We start from the raw sequence: 18,598 nt of genomic DNA on the forward strand, positions 1-18,598 counted from the left end.
TGGAATCTTCGGGAACCGTGAATCGGCTTCGACACCGGATCCTAGAAACGGAGGTCAAGAATTCGCCAGGCACGGAGGCACCCCGGAGGCACCCCCTGCACCGTTGCCAGAACGGGAAATCGGCACTCCGGTGGATGCCGCCGGAATTCACACATCAGAGAGAAAAGCAAAGGGGTGCCTACCCCGGTGCCCGGATCAAATCTTCCTCAATTCGCTCGGAGCACCGGCTTTCCCGCCCTTAGAGTCCCTTCGCATCCGCCCGATCGACGGGCCACCCGTCAGGAGAGGACCCACCATGGACTTCCGTACGAACTCGTCCGGGCATTCCGGAAACCACCGACCGGGGAGGACCACGGACACCGGGTGGGACGCCGTCCCGCCGCCCGGGTGGGTCCGGTCCTAGCGCACGGCCTTGCGGCCGTGGAAGAGGCCCCAGGAGAGCAGTCCGGCCTCGCACACCTCCAGGCAGTGGTCCAGGTTCGTCCGCAGCCGCGCCACCTGGTCGACCCCGGCCCGGTCCGCCAACTCCTCGGCACGGCGGCCGACTTCCTCCTGGAGGCGGGCGTAGTGGACCGGCACGTGCGCGGAGAGGTCCTCGAACTCCGTTGCGGTCACGCCCAGCCCCGCGAGCCGCGCGCGGTAGAAGTCGGGCGTCGCCAGGTCGCCGATGCGCAGCCGTTCGCAGAACGGGCGCAGCGCCTCCTGGTCGCCGTCGGAGGCCGCCATCAGGTCGGTGAAGACCAGGTGGCCGCCCGGCCGCAGGACCCGGACGGCCTCGGCGAGGGTGCGGGCGCGGTCGCCGCTGTGGCAGAACGCCTCCTGCGACCAGACCACGTCGAAGCTCCCGTCGGCGGCGGGGATGTCATTGAAGGAGCCGGTCACCACCTGGATCCGGGAGTCGAGCCCGAGTTCGAGGTTGCGGGCGCGGTGGCCCCGGTTCTGCCGGTCGCTGATGTTGAGCGCCACGACCCGGCAGCCGTAGGTGGAGGCGAGGTGGCGGGCCGCGCCGCCGAACCCGGAGCCCAGGTCGAGGACGGCGCTCGCCTCGTCGAGCTCCTCCTCGACGCTGCGGGCGGCGGATTCGACGGTGCGCTGCGCCGCCTGCCGGATGGTCTCGTCGCCGTCGCGGTAGATCCCGAGGTGGATGTTCTCGCCGCCCCAGGTCAGCCGGTAGAACTCGTCCGTCTCCGGGGTGTTGTAGAAGGTTCGTGCCGTGCCGTCCGCCCGGTGGGCCGTGTCACTGGTCATGGGGAAGTGATGTGTGCGAACGTCCGTCGGTAAACCCCTGGGCCGGGCCGGGGGCCGGACCCCGGTGCGCGGGTCCGGCCGCCGGCGGTCGGGGATCAGCCGCGCAGGCGGGTGGTCTCCAGGGCCGGGGAGGCCTTGATCTCGGCCTCGGTGAACCGTTCCGTCACCCACTGCTTCCGCGCGAACAGCCTGGTCTGGTCGGTGTAGTGGGGGGACGCCGGGTTGACGGACTCGCCATAGGTGAGCACCGTGCGGGTGTGCGGGCCCTGCGGGGTCAGCTCGGTGGCCATGACGAAGCTGGAGCCGCGCGCGCCGGTGCCGGGCTGCGGCAGGCTGCCGCCGGTGCTGCCCGACTTCGGTCCTCCGGAGACGACGTTGAAGCAGCCCGTGGCGTCGTCGCAGCCGTGCAGCGGGATGCCCGCCCAGCGCTGGACGTCGCCCATGGTGGCGTCCAGCGCGGTGCCGTCGCGGCCGAGCTTCCGCACCGCGTCCGCCAGGGCCCGTCGGACGTCGGGGCTGTCGCCGTCCAGTCCGCGCGGGGTGGTCAGCGGCTGGGCCGGGTCGAACGGCACCTTCCAGACCTGGTTCGGGCCGAACAGGCCGGAGTAGAAGGCCCGCCACAGGACGGCGCCGTGCCCGGTGTCGTCGGTCCGGGTGTTCCAGGCCGCCAGCACCTCGCAGGCCCGGCCCACGTCCACCGCGCTGCCGTCCCCGGCGGTCAGCACCGGGTTGGCCCGGCACATCGCGACCGCGTCGTCGCGGGCGATCTCGGCGCTCTGCTCGCGGTCGCCGAACATGGCGGCCTGGAGGGTCGGCAGGGTGAAGCCCGGTGCGCCGAGGCCGTCCGTGCCGTCCCGGCGGTCGGCGATCATCCGCAGCCCGAGCTGGGCCCGGGGGCTCAGCCGCGGGTCCGTCCCGTAGACGTTCGGGTAACCGCTGAGCGGGGCGGCGGTGTTGGTGAAGTGCGGGTCGTTGTTGGAGTTGGCGACGTAGTCGGTGCGGTCGAGCTTCGGGTGGGCGGCCGGGCCGAACAGGCCGGGGACGACGGCGTCCGGGTCGCTGCCCCAGTCGCAGGAGGTGGTGGAGCCGTCCAGGATCTCGGGCAGGTCGTGGCCCGGGACCACCGTGCAGCGGGCGAGCTGCTCGTCGGTGAGGTGCGGGACGGCGGAGGCGTCGGTGAAGTACGTCGCGCCGCTGACGTCCGTGGCGAAGGTGTAGCTCCACGGGACGCCCTGGTAGGTGTCCTGGGCCCGCTTCAGCTCGGCGAGGCTCTGCGCGCGGTCCAGCGCCAGCCACTCGCTCATCGAGCGCAGGTTGTCGGCGTTGGCGTCGCGGAAGGCGTAGGCCTGGGTGTCCGTCCAGGGGATGCCCGCGTCCTGGTCGGCCAGCACCGGGCCGTAGCGGGAGGTGTAGATCGTCCGGGTGACGGTGGACAGGCTCCCGTCGGCGCCCCGGACGGTGACCGGGACGTCCTGGCGGCCCATCCTCTCGGGCTTGCCGTCGACCAGGTAGCTGGTCGGGTCGCCGGGCACCAGGGCGAGCCGGTAGAGGGAGCCGTGGTCGGCGTAGCTGGTCGTCGACGTGAAGGCCAGGTCGCGGGTGTGGCCGATCTCGACCACCGGCGTGCCGTAGAGCGCGGCGCCGGAGACGTCCAGCACTCCGGGGATGGTGAGCTGCACCTGGTAGAAGCGGTGGCCGCCGACCCACGGCAGGTGCGGGTTGGCCAGCAGCATGGCGTGGCCGTCCCGGGTGACGTCGCGGCCGAGCGCCCAGGCGTTGCTGCCGAGGTCGGGGCCGTTCTCGGCGCCGTCGGACGGGCGCTTCGGGGTACGGGCCCGGGCGGTGGGGGCCTGCGTCGTGGGAGTGGTGGTGCCGGGCGCGGTGGTGCCCGGCGGGGTCGCGGCGGCGATCGCGTCCTGGACGTTGCCGATGCCCGCGTTCCCGTTGACCTCGTAGATGAGGTTCCAGAGGTCCTCGGTGGTGATCGGGCCGACCCACTCCTTGCGCCGGCAGCCGGCGTCGGGCAGCCCGTTCACCCCGGTGTCGCGCAGATAGCGGTTGTAGCCGGCCGCGTACCCCTCGACCATCCGGCGCAGGTCCTCGGTGGGCCCGATCGGGGCGGGCCGGTCGAGCAGCTTCCGCACGGTGCCGGCCCGCCGCAGCCCCTGGTGGTAGGTGTCGCTGGTGAGGTTCCCGCCGCCGCCCGGGGTGTTCGCGTCCGCGCCGAACCAGCGCGACCGCTCCCCGCGCAGGGTCACCACCTCGTCCGCGAGTTGGCACAGGTTGTCCTGCGCGAAGGCGTAGCCGTACCCGTAGCCGAGCCCCCGGAAGTCGTGCGCCAGCACGTGCGGGATCCCGTACTCGGTCCGCCGGATCTGTGCCGAGTAGCCGTCCCGGCCGCCGAGGTCGGAGTCCTCGGCGGCGGCGACGGCCGAGCCGGGCAGCAGCCCTGCGGTGACCGAGGCCAGCGCGAGCGCGGCCAGTCCGGAGCCGAAGCGCCTTCGTCCGTACCGAAGTTGACGTTTGATCATGTGCCCCACCCTGTCGCGCGGCCACCCCGCCCCGCATCGGCTCCACGGCCCATTCCCCCGACGACCCGTAGGCCCGGAGGTGTAAGCCCCCGGGCCGATGCGCCTCCCGGCCGGCCGGACCCGCCGGGGTGACCTGGATCACAGTTGAGGTTGACCCTGGGGCAGGGTGGAGGCTCCTCGCAACGGCACGACGCCCGGTCGGGGCGCGGACGAGATGGAGGAACAGCATGTCCAGCAGGGTTGCGGGTCAGCGGCAGGACCGTCCGGAACTGCGCGAGGCGATCGCCGAGTTGGTCGGGGCCGGCTTCCTCGGGGTGCAGCTGCGGGTGAACGACGAGCGGGGCGAGTGGGTCGGCGGCGGCGGGGTGCGGGAGTCGGGCCGGGACGGCGCGGTGGTGACGGACGGGCACTTCCGGATCGGCAGCAGCACCAAGAGCTTCGTGGCCACCACGGTGCTGTCGCTGGTGGCCGAGGGCAGGTTCGGCCTGGACACGACGGTCGACGACCTGCTGCCTGGCTTCGGCCTCGACCGGCGGATCACCGTGCGGATGCTGCTCCAGCACACCACCGGGATCTTCAACCACACCGGCGAGCTGTACGAGGACGGGACGATCGTGCTGGGCGTGCCCTGGCAGGGCAAGGAGTGGGTGGACAACCGGTTCCGGACCTACCCGCCCGAGGAACTGGTCCGACTGTCGCTGTCCCGGCCGGCCCGGTTCGCGCCGGGTACGGGCTGGAGCTACGCCAACACCAACTACGTACTGGCCCGGCTGGTGGTCGAGCGGGCCACCGGCCGTTCGTTCGCCGAGGAGCTGCGGCGGCTGGTGCTGGAACCGCTCGGACTGACCGGCACGGTGGCGCCGGGCGCCTCCCCGGAACTGCCCGAGCCGCACAACCACGGCTACTACCGCTACCAGGACGCCGGACAGGAGCACACGGTCGACGTCACCCGGCAGAACCCGTCCTGGGTCGGCGCCGGCGGCGACATGATCTCCACCACCCGCGACCTCCACACCTACTTCTCCGCACTGATGGGCGGCCGGCTGCTGCCCGCCGACCTGCTCGCCGAGATGCGTACCCCGGAGGCGACGGCCGGCTACGGCCTGGGGGTGTTCGCCCAGGAGACGCCCGGCGGCACCGTCTTCCACCACCACGGCGCCACCATGGGCTCGGCGGCGATGATGTACGGCTCCCCCGACGGCCGAACCACCCTCACCGCCGGACTGACCTGGGTGGACGACGCCGCGATGTCGATCGCTCCCGCGTTCCAGGCCGCCCAGCAGCGCTTCCTCGACGCGGTGTTCTGCGACGGGCGCGGCGGGTCGGCCCGATGAGGCAAGCTGGCCCGATGAGGAACGGAGTCACGATCGGACAGGCCGCGGCCTTCGTCGGTGTCACGGTGAAGACGGTGCGGCACTACCACAAGCTCTGCCTGGTCGCCGAGCCGGAACGGGACGCCTCCGGCTACCGGCGGTACGGCTCCGCGGAGTTGCTGCAGCTGGTGCAGGTCCGGACGCTGGCCGGCGCGGGCGTGCCGCTGGCCGAGATCGGGCCGATGCTCGACGCCGACGGCGCCCGGTTCGATGCCGCACTCGCCGAGGTGTCACGACAACTCGCCGAGCGGATCGAGGAGTTGACCGCCCGCCGGAACACCCTGGAGCGGCTCGCCGACGGCGACCGGGCCCTGCTGCCCGACCGCGCCTGCGCCCTCCTGGAGCGGATGCCCGGCCTCGGCCTCGACGCCGACTACGTGGCCGCGCAACGCGAGGCCCTGGTGCTGACCCGGGCCTTGGTCCCGGACGGCTTCGACGCCTTCCTCGGCCGGCTCGAACAGCGGCTGGACGACCCGGAGTTCGTCGAGCTGACCAGGCGCGGCCAGCAGGCCGAGAGCTGGGCCCCGGACGACCCGAGGATCGAGGAACTCGCGACCGCCATGGCCGACCACTACCTCGCCGACCCCGCCCGGCTGGGGAACCAGGCCGACCAACGGGTGTGGGCCAGGGCTGCTGCCCAGTACCGGCTGATCGACGGCCACCGCGCGGAGCAGGCCCCGGTCGCGGCCCGGCTGACCGCGCTCACCGAGGCCAAGCTCCGCGCCGGAGGTGTCCGGATGCCGCCCGGCTGACGTCCGGCGCCTCGGAGCGGGGAAGCCCGGAAAATCGGTCGAGACGGCCGTCGCGGGCTGCCAGGCTGGCGGGATGCTGCTCAAGCTGACCGGGTCCAGCGGCGCGGGCAAGACCACGCTCGCCTTCGCCGTCGCCGACCGGCTGGACGGAATCGTGGTGCACGAGTTCGACGAGGTCGGCGTCCCGGACCCGCCGTTCCCGCCCCACTGGCGCAGTCGGATGACCGAACGGTGGGTGCGCCGCGCGCTGGAGTACCAGGCCGCCGGGGTGGATCTGCTGCTGTCCGGGAACACGCCGCTGGGCGAGCTCCTGGCCGTCCCCTCGGCGCCGTTGCTGGACGGCATCGCCGTCTGCCTGATCGACGTCGGCGACCCGGTCCGGCGCGATCGGATCGCCGCGCGGGACGGCGGCCGGTGGGACGAGGCCGCCACCGACGCCTTCTGCGGCTGGGCGGCCTGGCACCGCGGACACGCCCGCGACCCGCGGTTCCGGCCCGACGTCATCACCGAGGACGGCTGGCCGGAGATGGCCTGGCACCGGTGGACGGCGTGGACCGCCGAGGATCCACGCTGGCGCACCGGCCTGGTCGACACCACCGGACAGCCACTCGCGCGATCCGTCGACCAGGTCGAGCGCTGGGTGACCGAACAGCGCGTGGCGCACCGGGCCGGCCGGCTGCCCCTCTCCCGGGACTGGGCGGACCAGGCACCACCACCCGGCCCGCCGTCAACTCGCCACTGAACAGCGGAATCCCGCCCTCCCGTCGGCCGGACCTTGGCAGGACCACACCGGACGCGCTACTTTGCGCCCCGAGATCATCACGTCGGGTCACCGAGGTCGGGTGGAGGAACCAGTGACCACAGCCGTCCCCGTGCCCCGGTGGGCCGCCGAGGCGGACGCCCACACCCTGGAGTGGTGCACCCGGCACGGGCTGCTGTCCGGCCCGGACCCGGCCGAGCGGTTCCGGCTGGCCCGCTTCGGGACGCTGGCCGCCCGGACCCACCCGGAGGCCTCGCAGGAGTCGCTGCCGGTGCTGGCGGACTGGTTCGCCTGGGCCTTCGTGCTCGACGACCACCTGGACACCGGCGCCCATGTGCCAGGCCAGGCCGGAACCCCGGGCGTCCGGCGGACGAGCCGCCTGCTCGCGGAGTTCGCCGCGATCGTCGAGGGCCACGCAGCCGTCCACGGCCACGCTCCCGTCCGGCTCCAGCCGATGACCCGGGCCCTGGACGACCTGTGGCGCCGCACCTCCGCCACCATGACCGCCGCCGTCCGCCACCGCACCGTCCGGCACCTGCGCGAGTACCTCGACGCCCTCGCCATGGAGTCCGGGCAGCGCCGGCGGGGCCGGATCCCGACGCTGCCGGAGTACGTCGCCCTCCGCCGGGTCACCGGCGGCGTGCGGGAGGACCTGGACTTCGCCGACCACCTGGCCGGCCGCTCACTGCCCGACGGGCTGTTCGAACACCCCTGGCACCTGGACCTGCTGGCGGCCGCCGGGGACGTCGTCAACTGGACCAACGACCTGGCCTCCTGGCGCAAGGAGCAGGCCTGCGGCGAGGTCCACAACCTGGTCCTGGTCCTCGCCCACCACACCGGCCGCCCGCCGGAGGAGGCCGCCGCGCTGGTCCGGAACCGGATCGCCGAGCGCCGCGACCGCTTCGAGGGCCTGACCGGCCACCCGCCCCATCCACTGCTGGCGCGGCGCGCCACCGCGCTCCGGCAGTGGGCGGACGGCTTCCAGGCCTGGCTCGCCGACACCGACCGCTACCGCGCACCGGCGGGGTAGCCGTCAGGCGTCGTACCGGTGGGCGAACGGCCGCCCGGGGCAGCCGTGGCACTCGAACAGGTACACCCCGCCCAGGTCACCGAGGCGCAGGCCCGGGCCCTGCCACCGGAGGTCACGGTCCTCGACCGGGGTCCACGCCTGCCGGGAGTCGTACTCCTCCGTGCTCTCCACGGTCAGCAGATGCTCCATCGGCACCCCGCACCCCGCGCAGCTCGGCCACTGCGCGTCCTGGCACCACCCGGGGAAGCCGCCCAGCTTGACGCCCGGCGCGGTGGACAGATGGGACTGGTACTCCCAGCCGGTCTCCTCCTCCACCTGCTGGAAGCGGTCCTCCAGGGCGTCCCAGTCCTCGTCCGAGAGGTCCCAGCTCGGGTACTCCGTCACCACCTCCGGATGCACCACGCACGGCCGCGGCACCCGCCCGTACCGCGCCTCCGAGGGCGCCGGCGGAGCCTGCCGCACCTCCCCCACGTCCGCCGCGGACCGCCAGCGGACCAACGGGGCCACCAAATCGATCCCGTGCTCCAGCGGACACCACAGCACCTGGAGCAGATCCCGCCCCGCCGGGAACGGCACCAGCGCCGGCACGTCCTCGCGACGCACCTGGACGACCGCCACCATCGGCGACCCGACGTGCTCCGGGCACTCCGGCCACGGCTCCCCCGCCGGCCACAGCAACGGCCCGCCCACCGAGCTGTCCCCGCAGCCCGGCTCGCCCGCGCGCGGGTGCAGCCGCACGGTCTCCCGGCGGAAGGGGACCACCTCGGGGAACAGCTCTTCGACGTCCAGGGGGCGCGGGGGCGTTCGACGACTCACGCCCGGACCGTACCGGTGACCACCGCCCGGGCGCACCGGATATTCGGCCGGGCCACCGCAGCGCCCCCCGAGGTGTGCGACCCCCCGGACCCGGGAGACGCTGGGGGCATGCCCGCCCCGGACGACCGTCCCAAGACCAGGCGCCGCCCGGCCCCGCGGCCGCTCGGCAGCCGCCCGCCCCGGGTGGCGCTGCGCCGGGCCCGTACGGCGGCGCCCCAGGAGCACGTCCCGGCCGGGCTGCGCACCGCCGCCGGGTACGCCTGGCGGCTCGGGCTGCTCGGGCTGGCCGGCTATCTGCTGGTCGGGGTCCTCGGCCAGCTGCAAGTGCCCGTGATCGCGCTGTTCCTGGCGCTGGTGATCACCTCCGTGCTGCGCCCGCTGGTCGACCTGCTCGCCCGGGGACTGCCCCGCCCGCTCGCCGTCCTGCTGGCCTTCGTGTGTGCGGTCGCGGTCGTCGGCGGGGTGCTCACCATGGTCGGGACGAACGTCGCCGACGAGTGGAACGGGCTGGGGAACGAGCTGCGCGGCGGGCTCGGCCGGATCGACCACTGGCTCACCGGCGCTCCCTTCCATCTGCGGGCCGGTACCGTCACGGACCTGCGGACGAAGGTCGGCGCGTTCATCGCGGCGCACCGCTCGGCCCTGCTGACCACCGCGCTCAGCGGCGCGAGCCGGGCCGTCGAGCTGGTCACCGGGCTCGCCCTCGCGGTGTTCTGCTCGGTGTTCTTCCTGCACTCCGGGGACCGGATGTGGAGCTGGGCGGAGCACCAGCTCCCGGCCGCGGCCCGGCCGGTCTGGAGCCGGGCCGGACGCACCGCCTGGCGCAACTTCGCCGGGTACACCCGTGGGGTGCTGATCGTGGCGGCGACCAACGCGGTGCTGGTCGGCATCGCCCTGGCCCTGCTGCGGGTGCCGCTGGTGCTGCCGCTGATGGTGCTGGAGTTCGTCGCGGCGCTGGTGCCGCTGATCGGCTCGCCGATCGCGCTGGCGGTCGCCGCGCTGGTCGCGCTGGCCGCGCGCGGGCCGGTGGTGGCGCTGCTGGTGCTCGCGCTGATCGTGGTGATCGGCCAGATCGAGGGGCATCTGCTGCAACCGCTGGTGCTGGGCTGGTCGGTGCGGATCCACCCGGTGGCGATCGCCCTGTCGGTGATCGGCGGCGCGGTGCTGGCCGGGGTGCTGGGCGCGGTGGTCGCCGTCCCGGTGGTGTCGGTGGCCTGGGCGGTGTTCTCCGAGCTGCGCGACCACCGCTCGCGCGGAGCGCCCTAGCCGGGCCCTGACCTGCCGCGTCCCCGACCGCACCGGATCCTCCTCGGCGGTATACGTTTGACCCCGCCGACCGCACCGCCCGAGGAGAGACCCGCCATGGCCGACCACTCCCCCGCCCACCTGCTCGCCGCCATCGAACTGGCCGCCTCCGCCCGGGCCCACGGCAACCACCCCTTCGGCGCGCTGCTCACCGACCCGGCCGGAGCCGTCCTGCTGACGGCCGAGAACACCGTGCTCACCGACCACGACGTCACCGCCCACGCGGAGACCAACCTGGTCCGCGAGGCCTCCCGCACCCTGGCCCCGCACCAACTCGCCGACGCCACGCTCTACTCCAGCACCGAGCCGTGCGCGATGTGCGCCGGGGCGATCTACTGGAGCGGCATCCGGCGGGTGGTCTACGCACTGGCGGCGACCGAGCTGAACGCCATCGCGGGGGTGGACCCGGAGGAGCCGGTGCTCGACCTGCCCTGCCGCACGGTGTTCGCGGCCGGCGGCAGCACGGTGGAGGCGGTCGGACCGTTCCTGTACGAGGAGGCCTCGGCGGTGCACGTCGGCTACTGGGGGTGACCGGCCGACATGCACCGGCGGGCCCCGGCCGCTAGCCTCCGAAGGCATGGACCTCAAGCTGGCGGGTCGGACGGTGGTGGTCACGGGGGGCAGTTCCGGGGTCGGCCGCTCGGCGGTCGACCTGCTGCTCGCCGAGGGCGCCCGGGTCGCGACCTGTGCCCGGGACGGCCGGCGGCTGGCCCGGACCTGGGCCGGACGGCACCCCAGGCGGCACCGGGAGCTCTATCTGCACGCCTGCGACGTCCGCGACGAGCCCGCCGTGGCCGGGTTCATCGAGGAGGCGGCCCGGCGGCTGGACGGCATCGACGCGGTGGTCGCCAACGCGGGCGAGGGCGGGCCCAACACCTTCACCGACGCCACGCCCGAGCAGTGGCAGCAGGACCTGGAGAGCAAACTGCTGGGCGCCGTGCACCCGGTGCGGGCCGCCCTGCCCTGGCTGCGCCGCTCGGACGCCGCGCGGGTCGTACTGATCGGCGCCCTGATCGGCCGCGAGCCCGAACCCGCCCTGGTCACCGCCAGCGCCGCCCGGGCCGCGCTGGCCAGCCTGGCCCGTTCGATGGCCACCGAGCTCGCCCCCGACGGCATCCTGGTCAACACCGTCAGCCTGGGCATCATCGACACCGAGCGGCAGCGGGCCGTCCACTCCGCCTCCGGCAGCGCGGAGCCGTACGAGCAGTGGTCGGCCGGCTGGGTGCACCGGCGCGGCGTCCCGCTGGGCCGGATGGGCCGCCCCGAGGAGGTCGCCCCGGTGATCGCCCTGCTCGCCTCGCCGCTGGCCTCGTACATCAGCGGCACCGACGTCACGGTGGCCGGCGGCGCGGGCCACTCCGTCCACTGAGCGCCCCGCCCGTCCGGCCGGTGCCCCGGGGCGGCACGCCGGGGGCGCCCCCCGGGCCCGCGCCGTCGGTGTGCGGATCGACCCGTTCCGGGCACACGCTGGTGTGAGCGGGGCCCGTCAGCCGCGCACCGACCCGGGAGGACGCCGTCATGGCCGCACAGATCAGCTACCGGCGGGTCTACGAGGACGTCTCGCCGCAGGACGGGCAGCGGGTGCTGGTGGACCGCGTCTGGCCGCGCGGGATGCGGAAGGAGGACGCCCACCTGGACGAGTGGCTGCGCGAGGTCGCCCCGTCGACCGAACTGCGCCAGTGGTACGGCCACGACCCGGAGCGCTTCGTCGAGTTCCGCCGCCGCTACCTCGCCGAGCTGCGCGACGCGGACCACCGGGAGGCCGTCGGGCACCTGCGCGAGCTGGCCGACCGGGACGCGCTCACCCTGCTGACCGCGACCAGGGACGTCGACCACAGCCAGGCCGCCGTGCTGGCCGAGTGGCTGGCGAAGCGGAAGCACTGAGCGGCCGGGCGACCCGACATGACGGCGATCATCGTCCTGTTCGAACTGGAGCCCGCACCGGACGGGGCCCCCGGGCCGGACGGCGTCGAGCCGCCGGTGCTCGCGGTGCACGCCGCGGGCGGCGATCCGGACGTGCCCGAGGACCCGCTCCCGCGCACCCTGTGCGGCCTGGACACCGACCCGATGGAGCACTCCCACTACCGGCCGACCCGCCCGGGCGAGCCTTGGTACCCGCCCGCCCTGGCCGACCGGCGCTGCCCGGCCTGCGAGGCGGTGCTGCGGGCCCGCTGAGCCGGTCCGCGGCCCAGGGGTTCAGCCCTGGGCGGTGAAGCGCCGCCGCCCGAGCACCACCGCGGCCGTCAGCGGCACGGTGGCGACGGCGGCCACCCCGAACAGCAGCTCGAACCGCCCCTGGCCGGCCGGTCCGCCGCCCAGCGAGGCGCCCAGGGCGCTGCCCACGAACAGCGCGGCGACAAAGCAGGAGACCGCCGTCCCGCGCGCCTCGGGCACCACCGAGGTGGCCCAGGACTGGAGCGTGGTGTGCAGGAACGCCCAGCCCGCGCCGAGCAGGGTGGCGACCAGCGCGTACGTCCACACCCCCGGGGCGGCCGCCGCGGCGCCGTACCCGGCCAGCACGAAGGCGCCGCCGATCGCGGCCAGGCCGTGCGCCGGGATGCGCCGGGTCAGGGCCTTGACGGCGCGGGTGAACACCAGCGTCCCCACGCCGTACAGGGCGGTGATCGCGCCGGCCGCGGCTTCGGACAGGCCCTGGTGCTCCAGCGCCGGGGCGACGAAGGTCAGCCCGCCGAGCAGCACGGCGCCCTCGACCACGCCGAGCGCGGCGACCAGGTACGCGAACCGGTTGCGCAGCACCGCGCCGAGCTGGGTGGCCAGGCTCCCGGCCGGGGCGCGCGGCGGCTCGGCGACCCCGCGCAGCCCGAGCACGGCCGTCGCGGCGGCGAGCGCCGGCACGACGAAGACCAGGCGCCAGTTCAGCCAGTTCGCGACCACTCCGGCGAACAGGGCGGCCAGTCCGCTGCCGAGCCCGAGCGCGGCCATCAGGTCGGCGAGTGCGGCCTGCCGGCGCTCGGGGCCGACCGCGTCGCCGACGAAGCTGAGCGAGGACGGGACCACCGCGCCGAAGGCGAAGCCGGTGACGACGCGCAGCACGGCGAGCACCGTCAGGTTCGGTGCGACGGCCGAGGCCAGGCCGGCCAGCGCGGCGACGGCCAGGGCCGCGCGGATCACCCGCAGCCGGCCTATCCGGTCGGAGAGCACGCCCCAGACCGGTTGTGACAGTCCATAGGCGAGGGCGTAGCCGCCGGCCACCGAGACGGCGGTGGCGAGCGGGACGTGCAGCGCGGCGGCGAGGGTGACCAGGACCGGGCCGATGGCGAAGCGGTCGAAGTTGGCGGTGAAGGCGGCGGCGGTCAGCGGGAACGGGACCCTGGTGTCCGGGCGGGCGGCGACCGCTTCGGCGGCGGGGACGATCTGTGTCATGGCTTCCATCCTGGGGGCGCCGCGACGGCCGTCCGGGCGCCAGGCGTGCACGGATCATCCTGGGAGTGGGAGTGACAGGCTGGGCCGGATCGGGTGCCGGAGGCCGGGTCCGTAGGCTGGGGCCCACCATGAACGATCGTGACGTGCAGCGCCGGGCGGCGCTCGGTGCCTTCCTGCGCTCCCGCCGGGAGCGGCTGACCCCCGACGAGGTCGGGCTGACGGGGGGTCCGCGGCGCCGGACGCCCGGGCTGCGCCGCGAGGAGGTGGCGCTGCTGTCCGGGGTGAGCGTGTCCTGGTGCTCCCGGCTGGAGCAGGGGCGCCCGATCGCCGCCTCCGGTCAGGTCCTTGACGCGCTGGCGACCACCCTGCGGCTGACCGCGGCCGAGCGCCGCCACCTGTTCGCACTCGCGGGTGAGGGCGACGCGGCGCCGCGACCGGCGGCCGACGGGTGCCCGGCGGTCGGCGACCATCTGCGGGCCACCGTCGCCGCCCTGTCCCCCGTCCCGGCGTGCCTGCTGGACCGGCACTGGGACGTCCTCGCCCACAACGACTCCGAGGCCGCGCTGTACGACGGACTCGATCAACTCCCGGTCCAGCGGCGGAACATGATCTGGCTGTACTTCGGCTGGCCGCCGATGCGCAGCATCCTGAAGAACTGGGAGGCGGAGTCCTGGGCGGTGCTGGCCCAGTTCCGCGCCTCCGCCGACCGCCACCCCGGCGACCCGCGCTTCGCCGAGATCGTCGCGGACGTCTCGACGGCCGACCCCGGCTTCCCCGCCCGCTGGGAGCGCCACGACGTGGCGGGCTTCACCCCGGCGCTCAAGCGCTTCGACCACCCCGGGCTGGGGTTCCTGACCTTCCGCCAGGCCAAGCTGATCGCGGCCGAGGACCCGGAGCTGCACCTGGTGGCCCGGCACCCGGCGGACCCGGGCACCCGGCGGGCGGTGGAGCGGGCGGCCGCCGGGGGCTGAGGGCACGGGCCCTCCCGGACGTGGGCCCTCAGCCGAAGCCGAACGTCCGGGGCACCGTCACGTCCAAGGTGTCCCGCAGCAGCGCGAGGGCCGCCCCGAGCGGGCTGGAGCGGCCGCCGCTCACCGTGATGTCGCCGGCGTCCGGGCAGCCGTAGACGACCGCCTTCTCCGGGCCGGCCAGCGCGTACAGCGGGTCGCCCGGGGCGGTCTCCTCCAACCGGACCTCGACCACCAGCGGACGGTCCGCGCTCGCGCTCGCCACCGCCCGTACCCGGCGCCCACGGGCGGCCGCGGCCACCGCCGCCCGGCCGGCCCCGGCGTCCACCGGCTCCGCCTCGACCCGGACGGCCGACGGCTCCCAGCCCCAGAGCAGGGCCGCGATCAGCCGCGCCTTGGTGGCCGCGTCGGCGCCGGAGAGGTCGGCGGAGGGGTCGGCCTCGGCGATGCCGCGCCGCTGCGCCTCACCGATCGCCCGCTCCAGGGGGTCGCCTGCCGCGAGGCGGTCGAGCACGAAGGTGGCGGTCCCGTTGGGGCAGGCCCGGATCGACCGGCAGCCGAGCCCGCGCACCCCGGTGCGCGCCAGGTCCGCCGTCGGGAGGGCGGCGCCGGTGGCCCCGGAGATCCTGATCAGGCTGCCGCCGGCCCGGGCGGCCTCGCCGAGTTCGCTCCAGTGGCTCAGCAGGTGGCTCTTGGTGGCGGTGACGACGTGGACGCCGCGGCGCAGCGCCAGGACGGCCTCCGCCGCGGCCTGCCCGCGCGCCTGCGGGGAGGACGGGAGCGCCTGCACCAGCACCCGCGCGCCGGTCCGGTCGAGGGTCTGTTCCAGGGGCTGCAGCGGTTCCCACTCCGTACGCGGCGGGACCGGTCCGTCGTCGCCGAGCAGCACCTGGGCGGACCCGACGCGCACGGCGGCGAGCCTCGGCCGGACGCCGTGGTCGCGGGCGAGCCCGTCCCCCCGGGTCAGCAGTCGCTCGGCGTAGGCCTGGCCGACGGGGCCGTAGCCCGAGAGCACGATCGCCGGGTCACCGGCTCCGGGCGGCGTCGCATCGGTCCTGAGATCTGGTGAAGGCATCCGGGCAGCGTACTCCCGGGCCGTCGCCCGTTCCGGGGGCGTCCCCTCCCCCGGGCGGCGCAACCATCCCACCGGGTCCGGCCCGGTGGCCGACCGGGGTGTCCCGGGTTTGCATGGGGTGACCGAGCCCCGAGACCCCGGAGGTCGCCGTGTACGAGATGTGGGCCGAGCACGACCCGGCGGAGTCACCGTCCGCCGTGGTGTGGCACGTGGTGGCGAAGGACGACGCGACGGCGTCGCTGTGCGGGCGGTTCCTGGAGCCGTCCCGCCGCGTGGTCCCGGCCGGTGACGGCGCCGGGGCGGAGGTGCCGGACCGGTACTGCGATCCCTGCCTGCTGACCGTCCGGGAGGCGATCGCGGTCACCGGTCGCTGACCGCCGGCCTCCGCCCGTGCGGTGCCGGTCAGTTGGCGTGCGGCGGGCCGAGGTAGGGGAAGTGCGGCAGCAGGTCGGTGTGCGGGCCGATGTGGTCGGTGGGGACCTTGCCGCCGGTCAGCATGGTGAGGCGGGCCGAGGTGACGTCGTCGGTGAGGGTACGGCCGTTGGGGTAGGCGGCGGGCCTGCTGCGGTCGTAGCGCAGGATGTCCGGCAGGACGGTGCGCAGGGTCTGCTCGGCGGCCTGCGGGTCGTAGTTGCCGAAGTGGGTGAGGACGGCTGACCACGGTTCGCGGTAGGTGGCCCAGTCGTCGGCGGGTTCGCCGGCGTTGTAGGCGTCCTTGACCTCCTCCGCGTTGAAGTAGGCGGTCAGGGAGGGGTGGGCGCCGCGGTCCACCGAGGTCAGCCGCCCGTCCTGGCGCAGGCTGACCCGGCCCCAGACGCCGATCTCGGGGTGCGGGCCGAGGTCGGCGTCCGGCACCTCCAGCACGATGGCGAAGACGTTCTTGTCGGCGCCCCAATCCACGCCGGTCCACTGGAACTTGGCGACGATGCCGTCCAGGTCGGCGAAGAACGGGTCGCTGCGGAACCCGGCGTAGAAGGTGTACGGTCCGGACTCCACCGCCGGGTGCTCGGCGCCGAAGTTCACCGGTACGTCGGTGAACAGCGCCTGCCCGGCGGCCTCGTGGGCCCGGGCCTGGTCACCGGTGGCCCGCCGGACGGTGACGGTCTGCCGCCCGTTCTCCGGCCGGGAGAAGACGAAGCTGTAGGCGACGTCGGCCCGGTGGTCGCCGTCGGTGTCGACGTTGATGCGGTAGACGGCGTCCGGGTGGAACGCGTCCCCGCCGGTGGGGGCGACCGGGTTGACGTCGAGGATCAGGACGGTCCGGCCGCCGGGCACGGCGAAGGCGAACAGGTCCGTCATGTCGAGCCGGGCATCGCCCAGGGGGGAGCGGAGGTTCGGGCCGCTGAGGTGATGGGACATGCCTCCAGCATCGGCAGCCGCCCGCGTTCGCGCCCGGCCGGTGCACCCTCGGTGCCGCGGATTCACACCGTTGCCGCACGTCGGACCGGTCCGGCGGCGGGTGTGCCGAATTGTTACTCTCGGCCACCACGGCCGATCCGGGTCAACGAATCCCCGCAAGCCCGCACGAATCGGAAGTCGCCGTGAACCCGCAGGTGGGAGCGGTGTTCCGGGGGCGGAAACCTTGGTGCGAAGGCCTTCTGGCGACCGCTACGATCTTCACTCGTCGTACACCCGTTCACCATGCAAGGACCGCGCGTCGCCCTGTCGGCGCGCCCAGGGGGAGGACCATCACATGGGCGCGCCCCAGCGTTCCACCGTCATGAGCACATCCGGCCGCGCCGTCACGGCCGTGGCCCTGCTCGCCGGCTTCTACCTGCTCGCCCTCGGCATCCTCGGGGGCCTGCTCGCCCTCGACATCGCCCTCTACCAGGCCGCGGGCAAGCTGAGCCCCGCGCTGGCCAAGGTCTGGGCGCTGAGCATCGCGATCGGCTACCCGGTGGTCCGGGTGGTGTTCCTGACCCGCCGTCGCAAGGACGACGGCGAACTGCCCGGCGTGCTGCTCACCCGCGAGCGGCAGCCCGAGCTCTGGGCGATGGTCGACCGGATCTCCGAGCGCACCGGCGTCCGCGGCCCGGCCGAGATCCGGCTGGTGCCCGAGGTCAACGCGGGCGTCCGGGAGGAGACCAGGCTGCTCGGCCTGATCCCCGGCAAGCGCCACCTGGTGATCGGCGCCCCGCTGCTGCTCGGCCTCACCGAGGGCGAGCTGGAGTCCGTCCTGGCGCACGAGTTCGGCCACTACAGCAACCGGGACGTCAAACTCGCCGCCGTCACCGTCGCCGGACGCCGGGCGATCCTGAACACCATCGGCGGACTGCACCAGCGCGCCGACCAGCACCAGGCCGGCGAGGCCGCCAAGCTCGCCGCCAAGGCCGAGAAGCGGCTGGCCAAGGGCCGCAAGCCGTCGAGCGAGCAGGCCGGCGGCGGCGTCGACCGGGTCCTCGCCAAGCTCTTCACCCTCTACGCCAAGCTCTACTTCCGGGTCTCCGAGGCGGTCGGCCGCCGCCAGGAGTACGCGGCCGACCGGGTCGCCGCCCAGCTCGCGGGCCGCGACGCCACCGCCTCCGCGCTGCGCCGGATCCCGACCCTGGACGCCGCCCAGGACTTCTACCTCAACCGCTACGCCACCATCGGCTGGGACGCCGGCCTGCTCCCGCCGCCCGGTCAGGTCTTCGGCGGCCTGGCCCACCTGCTGAGCGACCCCAAGCGCCGGGCCGAGCTGGCCGAGCACGCGCTGGAGCTGCCCGAGGAGACGCCCGACCCGTACGACTCGCACCCGCCGATCCACCTGCGGGTCGCCGCGATCGAGGAGCTGCCCGAGGACGGGCGCGGCGCCGGTGCCACCGGCCCCGCCCTGGCGCTGCTGCGCGACGCGGAGCGGGTGCTCGCCGAGCTGGAGGTCGTCACGCTGATCCCGGAGGCGTCCGGCAAGCAGCGGGTCGAGTGGCCCGAGCTGGTCCGCACCGCGATGCTGGCGCACGCCCGGGAGGCCGCCGTTCCGGCCCGGAACGCGCTGGTCGGGCTGGGCCTGCCGCCCACCGTGCACGGCCTGCTGGACGGCATCGACGCCGGCCGGGCCTGGGAGTTCACCGACCGGCTGCCGAAGAGCGAGCAGGCCGCCGTCGCGACCGGCCGGGCCGCCCGCGAGTTCGCCCGCCCGATGCTGCGCGAGGAGCTGGGGCACGCCACCGTCGTCGCGCTGGCCGAGGCCGGCCTGGCCGGCTGGGAGCTGTCCTGGTCCGGACCGGCCGAACTCCGGCTGCCGGACGGCTTCGAGGACGGCTTCGACGCCGCCCTCACCGCCGCCTGCGCCGACACCCCGGACACCGCCCCGCTGCGCGCCCTGCTCACCGGCGCCGGCCTGCCCTCGCCCGTCACCCCCGGCGTCTGACCGGTCC

General features: G+C 74.8%; 18 protein-coding genes. 12 read left to right on the plus strand and 6 right to left on the minus strand.

The genetic code is table 11. The features are described 5' to 3' along the window. Positions 1 to 399: 399 nt before the first annotated feature. A complete protein-coding gene (locus ACIP4P_RS24815) occupies positions 400 to 1,248 on the minus strand; it encodes a methyltransferase domain-containing protein (protein WP_400921826.1) in 849 nt (282 codons plus the stop codon). Positions 1,249 to 1,343: 95 nt separating this feature from the next. Continuing rightward, positions 1,344 to 3,779: a penicillin acylase family protein gene (locus ACIP4P_RS24820; RefSeq protein WP_400921828.1), complete on the minus strand. Its 2,436-nt coding sequence runs from the start codon at positions 3,777 to 3,779 to the stop codon at positions 1,344 to 1,346. A gap of 227 nt (positions 3,780 to 4,006) precedes the next feature. Here ACIP4P_RS24820 and ACIP4P_RS24825 point away from each other — a divergent pair, with 227 nt between their 5' ends. From ACIP4P_RS24825 to ACIP4P_RS24840, 4 genes are all read left to right on the plus strand, one after another. After that, the gene (locus ACIP4P_RS24825) at positions 4,007 to 5,113 is read left to right on the plus strand and encodes a serine hydrolase domain-containing protein (RefSeq protein ID WP_400921830.1); all 1,107 of its coding nucleotides are present in this window, start codon (positions 4,007 to 4,009) and stop codon (positions 5,111 to 5,113) included. Between the two features lie 14 nt (positions 5,114 to 5,127). After that, positions 5,128 to 5,904 (plus strand): MerR family transcriptional regulator, encoded by a 777-nt coding sequence (locus ACIP4P_RS24830; RefSeq protein WP_400921832.1) that lies wholly within the window; start codon positions 5,128 to 5,130, stop codon positions 5,902 to 5,904. 73 nt (positions 5,905 to 5,977) lie between these two features. Next, a complete protein-coding gene (locus ACIP4P_RS24835) occupies positions 5,978 to 6,646 on the plus strand; it encodes a hypothetical protein (RefSeq protein ID WP_400921834.1) in 669 nt (222 codons plus the stop codon). Between the two features lie 112 nt (positions 6,647 to 6,758). Continuing rightward, the gene (locus ACIP4P_RS24840) at positions 6,759 to 7,694 is read left to right on the plus strand and encodes a terpene synthase family protein (protein ID WP_400921836.1); all 936 of its coding nucleotides are present in this window, start codon (positions 6,759 to 6,761) and stop codon (positions 7,692 to 7,694) included. Between the two features lie 3 nt (positions 7,695 to 7,697). Here ACIP4P_RS24840 and ACIP4P_RS24845 read toward each other — a convergent pair whose 3' ends face one another. After that, positions 7,698 to 8,510, minus strand: coding sequence for a DUF1963 domain-containing protein (locus tag ACIP4P_RS24845; protein ID WP_400921838.1), 813 nt, complete (start codon positions 8,508 to 8,510; stop codon positions 7,698 to 7,700). Between the two features lie 108 nt (positions 8,511 to 8,618). Between ACIP4P_RS24845 and ACIP4P_RS24850 the strand changes: the two genes are divergently transcribed. From ACIP4P_RS24850 to ACIP4P_RS24870, 5 genes are all read left to right on the plus strand, one after another. Then, positions 8,619 to 9,776, plus strand: coding sequence for an AI-2E family transporter (locus ACIP4P_RS24850; protein WP_400921840.1), 1,158 nt, complete (start codon positions 8,619 to 8,621; stop codon positions 9,774 to 9,776). 96 nt (positions 9,777 to 9,872) lie between these two features. Continuing rightward, complete coding sequence (locus tag ACIP4P_RS24855; RefSeq protein WP_400921842.1) at positions 9,873 to 10,346, plus strand: nucleoside deaminase; 474 nt, start codon at positions 9,873 to 9,875, stop codon at positions 10,344 to 10,346. Positions 10,347 to 10,392: 46 nt separating this feature from the next. Further along, positions 10,393 to 11,184, plus strand: a complete 792-nt coding sequence (locus ACIP4P_RS24860) for an SDR family oxidoreductase (RefSeq protein ID WP_400921844.1) — start codon at positions 10,393 to 10,395, stop codon at positions 11,182 to 11,184. A 149-nt stretch (positions 11,185 to 11,333) separates the two neighbouring features. Then, complete coding sequence (locus ACIP4P_RS24865) at positions 11,334 to 11,699, plus strand: DUF488 domain-containing protein (protein ID WP_400921847.1); 366 nt, start codon at positions 11,334 to 11,336, stop codon at positions 11,697 to 11,699. Between the two features lie 18 nt (positions 11,700 to 11,717). Further along, positions 11,718 to 11,990, plus strand: coding sequence for a hypothetical protein (locus ACIP4P_RS24870; RefSeq protein WP_400921849.1), 273 nt, complete (start codon positions 11,718 to 11,720; stop codon positions 11,988 to 11,990). Positions 11,991 to 12,011: 21 nt separating this feature from the next. Here the strand turns inward: ACIP4P_RS24870 and ACIP4P_RS24875 are convergent, their stop codons facing one another. Beyond that, a complete protein-coding gene (locus ACIP4P_RS24875; protein WP_400921851.1) occupies positions 12,012 to 13,199 on the minus strand; it encodes an MFS transporter in 1,188 nt (395 codons plus the stop codon). Between the two features lie 128 nt (positions 13,200 to 13,327). Between ACIP4P_RS24875 and ACIP4P_RS24880 the strand changes: the two genes are divergently transcribed. Next, positions 13,328 to 14,170, plus strand: coding sequence for a helix-turn-helix transcriptional regulator (locus tag ACIP4P_RS24880; RefSeq protein WP_400921853.1), 843 nt, complete (start codon positions 13,328 to 13,330; stop codon positions 14,168 to 14,170). Positions 14,171 to 14,198: 28 nt separating this feature from the next. Here the strand turns inward: ACIP4P_RS24880 and ACIP4P_RS24885 are convergent, their stop codons facing one another. Then, a complete protein-coding gene (locus ACIP4P_RS24885; protein ID WP_400921855.1) occupies positions 14,199 to 15,242 on the minus strand; it encodes a homoserine dehydrogenase in 1,044 nt (347 codons plus the stop codon). 149 nt (positions 15,243 to 15,391) lie between these two features. On the opposite strand from ACIP4P_RS24885, the gene ACIP4P_RS24890 reads away from it, so the two are divergent. After that, positions 15,392 to 15,616 (plus strand): hypothetical protein, encoded by a 225-nt coding sequence (locus ACIP4P_RS24890; RefSeq protein WP_350514999.1) that lies wholly within the window; start codon positions 15,392 to 15,394, stop codon positions 15,614 to 15,616. A gap of 28 nt (positions 15,617 to 15,644) precedes the next feature. On the opposite strand, the gene ACIP4P_RS24895 is transcribed toward ACIP4P_RS24890, so the two are convergent. Beyond that, positions 15,645 to 16,601, minus strand: coding sequence for a DUF4331 family protein (locus ACIP4P_RS24895; RefSeq protein ID WP_400921857.1), 957 nt, complete (start codon positions 16,599 to 16,601; stop codon positions 15,645 to 15,647). Positions 16,602 to 16,962: 361 nt separating this feature from the next. Here ACIP4P_RS24895 and ACIP4P_RS24900 point away from each other — a divergent pair, with 361 nt between their 5' ends. After that, a complete protein-coding gene (locus ACIP4P_RS24900) occupies positions 16,963 to 18,591 on the plus strand; it encodes a M48 family metalloprotease (RefSeq protein ID WP_400921860.1) in 1,629 nt (542 codons plus the stop codon). Positions 18,592 to 18,598 lie beyond the last annotated feature (7 nt).

Source organism: Kitasatospora sp. NPDC089509, assembly GCF_044749365.1.
In the GTDB taxonomy this organism is placed as follows: Bacteria; Actinomycetota; Actinomycetes; order Streptomycetales; family Streptomycetaceae; genus Kitasatospora.